At 60.3% G+C, this 766-nt stretch carries 1 protein-coding gene; it reads left to right on the forward strand.

The genetic code is table 11. The features are described 5' to 3' along the window. Positions 1-766 (forward strand): isopeptide-forming domain-containing fimbrial protein (locus QM596_RS29580; protein WP_283310600.1); only part of this gene is annotated, 766 nt, incomplete at both ends.

Raw genomic sequence — 766 nt, forward strand, 5'->3', positions numbered from 1 at the left:
AGGTTCCGGGGTTCACGGTCGCGAAGACTGCGGATCCGGTCTCAGGTACCAATGTTGCTGCTGGTCAGACGATCACGTACACGGTGACCGGTGCGAACACGGGTAACACGACCCTTGATCCGGTGGTGTTGACCGATGATCTGTCGAAGGTTCTCGACAACGCCGCGTTGGTGGACGGTTCGCTCAAGGCAACTGTCGACGGTGTCGACGCGACTGCTCCGACCCTCGAGGGCACCACGCTCTCGTGGACTGGTGCACTCGAAGCCGGTAAGTCGGTTGTTCTGACCTATCAGGTGAAGATCAACGACGGTGTTGCCGGCGGGGTTCTGGTCAACAACAAGGTCACCGGTACTGCGAAGCCGCCGATCGGTCCGGAGATCACTCCTCCGCCGGTGACGACCGAGCATCCGGTGAAGGTTCCGGGGTTCACGGTCGCGAAGACTGCGGATCCGGTCTCAGGTACCAATGTTGCTGCTGGTCAGACGATCACGTACACGGTGACCGGTGCGAACACGGGTAACACGACCCTTGATCCGGTGGTGTTGACCGATGATCTGTCGAAGGTTCTCGACAACGCCGCGTTGGTGGACGGTTCGCTCAAGGCAACTGTCGACGGTGTCGACGCGACTGCTCCGACCCTCGAGGGCACCACGCTCTCGTGGACTGGTGCACTCGAAGCCGGTAAGTCGGTTGTTCTGACCTATCAGGTGAAGATCAACGACGGTGTTGCCGGCGGCGTTCTGGTCAACAACAAGGTCACCGGTAC

The organism is Rhodococcus sp. IEGM 1406 (genome assembly GCF_030056745.1).
In the GTDB taxonomy this organism is placed as follows: Bacteria; Actinomycetota; Actinomycetes; order Mycobacteriales; family Mycobacteriaceae; genus Rhodococcus_F; species Rhodococcus_F erythropolis.